We start from the raw sequence: 5639 nt of genomic DNA, 5'->3' as shown, positions 1-5639 counted from the left end.
GCAGCAATATCGGCAATTCGCCACAACTCTGCAGCAGACTCCACATTGAGACAGGCAATGCCGGCAGACAGGGCGGCACGAATTTCATCGGCAGACTTACCTACGCCCGAAAAAATGATTTTCTCCGCTGCACCTCCGGCACGCAGCACCCGTTCCAGTTCTCCACCCGAAACAATGTCAAAACCGGCACCCATTTCAGCAAATAAACGCAGCACCGCCAGATTGCTGTTGGCCTTGACGGCATAACACACCTGCGTGCCGTCACCCAGTGCGTTACTGAAGGAATGGTAGCGTTCGCGTAGCGCCGCCCCGGAATACACGTAGCAGGGCGTATCATAATGCCGGGCGAGGGTGGCGAGAGATAAATCCTCGCAGTACAAGTCTCCCTGATGGTAATGGAAGGGATTCATGGCCGCGCAGCACTCCCCGTGGCACTGCTGGTCGGGCTGATTGGTGCTGGCGCGACAGCAGTATTGGCGGCAGGATGTGCCGGGGGAGCTGGCGGCAGGCTCAGTGGCGTCTTCCGTCCACAGCCCGCCAGACCGAGGACCAACACCCAGACGAAGACCACAGCGGCCAGGGATTTCATGCAGATTGCTCCTCAGCAAGACGTGCACGGGCACGGGCGATGGCCGCCCGCACCTGATCAGGGGCGGTTCCGCCGAGATGATTACGGGCCGCGAGTGAACCTTCCAGGGTCAGCACCTGATAAACCTCTTCGGTAATAAGCGGGGACAGGGCCTGCAAGTCAGGCAAGGGCATGGCTTCCAGGCCTATATTGCGGTCCTGGGCGAGACGCACGGCTTTACCCACCACCGCATGCGCATCACGGAAAGGCAAACCTTTACGCACCAGGTAATCGGCCAGATCCGTAGCCGTGGCATAACCGCGTTCTGCCTGGGCGCGCATGACTGCGGGGCGGGTTTGCAGGCCCGGCAACATGCGACCCATGATTTCGACGCTGGCCCGCACCTGATCCAGCGCATCAAAAAAAGTTTCCTTGTCTTCCTGATTATCCCGATTGTAAGTCAGGGGCTGGCCCTTCATCAGCACCAGCATGGCGACCAGATCACCGACCACCCGACCGCTTTTGCCGCGAATGATTTCCGCCACATCCGGATTTTTCTTCTGGGGCATGATGCTGGAACCCGTACAAAAACTGTCCGGGAGATCAATGAAGCCAAAAGGTGCGGACATCCACAAAATCAATTCTTCGGATAAACGCGATAAATGGACGGCAATCATGGCCAGATCAGCCAGCACTTCCATGACAAAATCCCGGTCGGAAACGGCGTCCAGGCTGTTTTCCGCGACGGCATCAAAACCCAGTTGTCGTGCCACATCCCAACGATCAATCGGGAAAGTGGTACCTGCCAGAGCCGCTGCACCCAGAGGCAGCACATTCACCCGTTTACGGGCGTCCTGGAGACGCTGGGCATCGCGCTGAAACATTTCAACATAGGCCATGCAATGGTGGCCGAAGCTGACCGGCTGCGCCACCTGCATATGGGTCAGGCCGGGCAGGATGGTTTCCACCTCGCGCTCGGCCAGGTCCACAAATACCTCCTGCAGATGGCGCAAAGCGGCGACCAGATCATCCACACAGGAGCGGGTATAGAGGCGCAGGTCAGTGGCCACCTGATCATTGCGGGAACGGCCCGTGTGCAGCTTCTTCCCCACGTCCCCGATGATTTCCGTCAAACGGGATTCAACATGCATGTGAATATCTTCGAGGCTGTCGACAAAGGGCAGGCGCTGTTCGGCAATTTCCTGCTCCACCTGCTGCAGTCCGGCGACAATGGCTTCCACCTCGCTCGCGGTCAGCACGCCAACCCGCCCCAACATGCGGGCATGGGCTTGCGAACCACGGATATCCTCTGCATATAACCGGCTGTCTACCTGAATGGATGCCGTGAAGGCTTCCACCAAACTATCCGTAGCTGCGGCGAAGCGCCCGCCCCACATTTTTTCACTCATGCCTGCACCTCCTTTCTGCCCGCGACTATAACGAAAACCCCAGCGCTTACGCCAGCATTGCCCCATGCTTCCCGCTAAAAACAGCAGTTGGCCCGGGGGCTTTGCAGCAACTTTGGCAAAACAGCCGATGCCTTGCTACAGTTAGTCTGCTGAACACCGGGAGGGACCGAAGCAATGAAGCAAGAGCAATCATCCCAAAGCTGGCGCTGGCTGATCGTGGTCATTATTGTGCTGCTGATCGCCGTTTTGGCTTTTTTCTTTTGGCAGCATAAGCAATCGGTCCGACAGACCCAAAAAGCAGCTGAAGCGGCCGCCGCCGTAAAACTCGCGGCACCGACAGTGTCTACAGTGTCCGTGGCCAACTTTCCGGTGGGAAAAACCATTTCTCAGGAAGGCTCTCTGCAAGGCCCCCTCAGTGGCAAATGCGGCAATATTGCCTGGCACGATCTCAGCCCTGCCGCCGAAGCCAATCTCCGCAAGTTGTGCCCGGCGCAAAAGCCGACACCCTGAACGGATCGGTTCAGTAAGGCTGACGCAAGGGCAGGACCAGTTCGGCCACCAGGCCGCCATCAGGGGCATTGTACAAATTCAACTGACCGTTATGGTAGGCCATGACCCGTTCGACTATGGCCAGGCCCAGACCAATCCCACCGCCCTTACCCGCCTGGGCGAAAGGGGCCCGTACACTTTGTAGCTGGGATTCGGCAATCCCCGGACCATGATCCTGCACCCGGATCAGCATCTGCTGGCCGACTTTTTCGGCGTAAATATCTACGGTTCCTCCGCCGTGCACCTGGGCATTATCAATCAGATTTTGCAGGGCGCGCGCCAAACCGACCTCCTGGATGGCCAATTTCGGCAAAGGACCAGGCGCAGGATGCCAGCGCACTTCAGCCTGCTGACGCAGCACCAGTTGCTGCAACCAGCTCCCGATATCGGTTTCCACCAGCAGCTCGCGTTCGCCGCTACGCGCATACCCCATGAACTGATGGATGACTTTGTCCATTTCCTGAATATTGTCGATGATTTCCTGCCGGGCTTCTTCCTCAGCTGGCAGAAACTCCGCGCTTAAACGCATCCGCGTCAGAGGCGTCCGCAAATCATGGGAAACTCCCACCAGAACCATTTCCCGCTCTCGCCACAAACGCTGCAGGTCCCGCAGGGTCTGATTGAATCTTTCCGCCAGACGCCGTAAATCCGCAGGCCCGGCTTCCGGCAAATCCCCTAGGGTATCCCCGCTGCGCAAGCGATCTACGCCCTGCATCAAACGCGTCAGGGGGCGGGTAACCTGGCGTACCACCAAATACGCGCCCAACCAGGACAAGAGCAGAATGGCGGCAAGCTTGAACCAGGGCAGAGGTAAGCCTGCCGGACGTGGCATCGGCATGGCCAGGGCCAGGGCCGCACCGGGGTGCGTCTGCAACCACAAGGTCCCGGAGCGCGGATCAAAACGCAACTGGGCGTCCGGCCAGCCCATCTGCCGGAGTTGCTGCAGGGCATTGACCAAGGGAGGAATGCGGGGATTGCGCCCGCTCATCGCGCTGGCCGGCAACACCTGCAAACCTTGCCGGGACAAAATCGGCTGAATGGCGGTCCGCTGGGCAGGGCTGAGGGTTTCGCTGAGGGTCAGAACCTGCGCCCAATTCTGAGCCATATGCTCGGCCTGAGGATTAGCCTGATAAATATTAAAAAACCAGTAAACTGCCAGCTGACTCAGAAAGAGCAATCCGGCAATAATCAGAAACATCCGGTTAAACAGAGTATCCGGCCACCAGAATTGATTTTTTTTCATAATCCTTCACCCCAATGCGCTTTTTGACGAGGACATTCTGAACCGACCGAGCGCGATGTCGGAGAAGCACCGCCCCGACCTTGCCCAAAATGCCCTCGTCAAAAATAACCCTTTAACCTAAAAACGGCAGTTGCCGTGGGTGCTTTGCAGCGACTTTTGTTTCGAGCCGTTGTTGTTCTTGGCGAAATCCAGCGCCCGTCAGGAGAGCTGTTTGAGCCCGTAGGGCGAGTTCTCTCCTGACAGCAGGATGAGCCTTAGAACAACAGGCGAGGAACAACGGAGCAAAAAGCACCCACGGCAACTGCCGTTTTTAGGTTTAACCTGGGGGTGCTAGGTTTCATCCGGCTCCGCAGCAGCATTGCCACCATCGGGCACCAGCACATAGCCGCGTCCCCACACGGTTTGTATATAACGCGGATCACCCGGATCTGTTTCGACAATGCGCCGCAACCGGGAAATAAACACATCGACGCCCCGCGATCCCGCAGTGACTTCTTCATTCCCATGACTCATGGCCAGCAGACGCTCTCTGGACAAGGGTTGCCAGGCGTGACTGGCGAGGGCATGTAAAATGGAAAACTCGCTATCGGTCAGGGAGATTTTTTCCGCTCCCCGCCACAAGCTGCGCGTATCCAGAGCCAGACGAAAGGGGCCGAATTCTATGACTCCAGGCGCCGGATCCACCGTCCGGATTTCCTGACTACGCCGCAACACCGCCCGAATACGGGCCGTCAGTTCACGGGGTTCAAAAGGCTTGGGCAAATAATCATCGGCGCCCACATCCAGCCCCTCTACCCGGTCACTGAGGTCGCCCCGTGCCGTGAGCATGATAATTGGCAGATGAGGTTCCTGCGCACGCAGGCGACGACAGATGCTGAAACCATCTTCGCCGGGCATCATGACATCCAGAAGCAGCAAATCGTAATATTCCCGCTCCAGATGCCGGTCCATCTGTACCCCGGACCCCACTGCCTGAACGGCAAAACCCTGCCCTTCCAAATAGCGGACCAGCATGGTCCGCACTCTGGGATCATCATCGACCAGCAGTATCTTGCCGTTCTCAGCCATTTTATTTACCCCAGGGTCCTGGACGATGGCCCTTGTGCTCCGCCATCTTCACGACGGTCTGCCATTGTACCGGGGTCAGGATTTTGTGCAGGTACTGGACCTGCGCAATACCCCGATCCAGCATCATTTCATGATCCTTGACCACAGCCGCTTTCAGGGGTGCCAGTGCGGCCCCCGATTCACCGTTGAGGAGAGCATCGCGCAATGCCTTATTATGCGCCATCATGCCCTGACGCCAGGCCGGAAAATCCTTACGCTGGGTATTCCGCCAATTTTTCAGATCACTCTCCTGTGCCGGGGTCAATTTCAGGTCAATCGCGTGTCGCCAGACAATAGGCATCAACATGGGAACGGGCATATTCTGCATCCAGGGGCCACGCATGGGTCCATGCTGCCAGGGTCCGTGATGGCCATGCATCATCCCCGGTTCCATGGGGCCATGTCCGGCCATGGGCGGCGGGGGTGCATCTTCGGCAAATGCCGGCAAAGCAGTCATACCGAATGCGGCAATCATCAAACCGGATACTGCATATTTCAGTTTCGACATTGTATTGCTCCTCGTCTCTCAGGGGGAAAAGGTTCGTCCCTTTCCGTGGAAAACACGTTAACGGCTTGCCCCCTCTGTTGCCAGCGAAAAATTGTCAATAATTGTGAATAAGGCACCGAATCCATTCACACTTTGCAACAATTTTGCACAAAAACCTACTTCCCTCCCTGACGCTTTTTCAGGAGAATGCAGGCTCCACGAATGAGGAGCTTGAGCGTGCCCCATAAAGTGCTAAGCGCCGTCACTGGCGTCTTG

General features: G+C 57.4%; 7 protein-coding genes. 1 reads left to right on the top strand and 6 read right to left on the bottom strand.

Annotated elements, in window-relative coordinates; genetic code table 11:
• The 3 genes from AC2VLY_RS09180 to argH form a co-directional block, all read right to left on the bottom strand.
• Positions 1–410, bottom strand: a 410-nt coding sequence (locus AC2VLY_RS09180) for a diaminopimelate decarboxylase family protein (protein ID WP_486922137.1), incomplete at its 3' end; no start/stop codon positions are given.
• Positions 407–589, bottom strand: coding sequence for an LPS translocon maturation chaperone LptM (lptM, locus tag AC2VLY_RS09175; protein ID WP_010639484.1), 183 nt, complete (start codon positions 587–589; stop codon positions 407–409). The genes AC2VLY_RS09180 and lptM, both read right to left, overlap by 4 nt.
• On the bottom strand, positions 586–1977 hold the full coding sequence (gene argH / locus AC2VLY_RS09170) for an argininosuccinate lyase (RefSeq protein WP_486922136.1): 1392 nt from the start codon (positions 1975–1977) through the stop codon (positions 586–588). Before argH ends, lptM begins: the two co-directional genes overlap by 4 nt.
• A 174-nt stretch (positions 1978–2151) precedes the next feature.
• Here argH and AC2VLY_RS09165 point away from each other — a divergent pair, with 174 nt between their 5' ends.
• Positions 2152–2487: a hypothetical protein gene (locus tag AC2VLY_RS09165; RefSeq protein WP_193650368.1), complete on the top strand. Its 336-nt coding sequence runs from the start codon at positions 2152–2154 to the stop codon at positions 2485–2487.
• A gap of 10 nt (positions 2488–2497) precedes the next feature.
• Here AC2VLY_RS09165 and AC2VLY_RS09160 read toward each other — a convergent pair whose 3' ends face one another.
• The 3 genes from AC2VLY_RS09160 to AC2VLY_RS09150 all read right to left on the bottom strand — a co-directional run bounded on the left by AC2VLY_RS09160 (position 2498) and on the right by AC2VLY_RS09150 (position 5384).
• Complete coding sequence (locus AC2VLY_RS09160; protein WP_486891980.1) at positions 2498–3769, bottom strand: ATP-binding protein; 1272 nt, start codon at positions 3767–3769, stop codon at positions 2498–2500.
• 330 nt (positions 3770–4099) lie between these two features.
• Positions 4100–4837, bottom strand: a complete 738-nt coding sequence (locus AC2VLY_RS09155) for a response regulator (RefSeq protein ID WP_486922135.1) — start codon at positions 4835–4837, stop codon at positions 4100–4102.
• A 1-nt stretch (position 4838) separates the two neighbouring features.
• Positions 4839–5384 carry a hypothetical protein gene (locus AC2VLY_RS09150; protein ID WP_024893203.1) on the bottom strand — a complete coding sequence of 182 codons (546 nt, stop codon included), beginning with the start codon at positions 5382–5384 and terminating at the stop codon, positions 4839–4841.
• Positions 5385–5639 lie beyond the last annotated feature (255 nt).

Source organism: Acidithiobacillus sp. TH-A36 (assembly GCF_057473445.1).
Note: the sequence above shows the minus strand (reverse complement) of the source record. Positions and strands in the feature narration are given on the sequence as shown.

Bases quoted from the DNA above. Each gene is read 5' to 3' on its own strand.
- AC2VLY_RS09165 (WP_193650368.1), top strand. From the start codon at position 2,152: ATGAAGCAAGAGCAATCATCCCAAAGCTGGCGCTGGCTGATCGTGGTC.
- AC2VLY_RS09155 (WP_486922135.1), bottom strand. From the start codon at position 4,837: ATGGCTGAGAACGGCAAGATACTGCTGGTCGATGATGATCCCAGAGTG.
- argH (WP_486922136.1), bottom strand. From the start codon at position 1,977: ATGAGTGAAAAAATGTGGGGCGGGCGCTTCGCCGCAGCTACGGATAGT.
- AC2VLY_RS09150 (WP_024893203.1), bottom strand. From the start codon at position 5,384: ATGTCGAAACTGAAATATGCAGTATCCGGTTTGATGATTGCCGCATTC.
- AC2VLY_RS09160 (WP_486891980.1), bottom strand. From the start codon at position 3,769: ATGAAAAAAAATCAATTCTGGTGGCCGGATACTCTGTTTAACCGGATG.
- lptM (WP_010639484.1), bottom strand. From the start codon at position 589: ATGAAATCCCTGGCCGCTGTGGTCTTCGTCTGGGTGTTGGTCCTCGGT.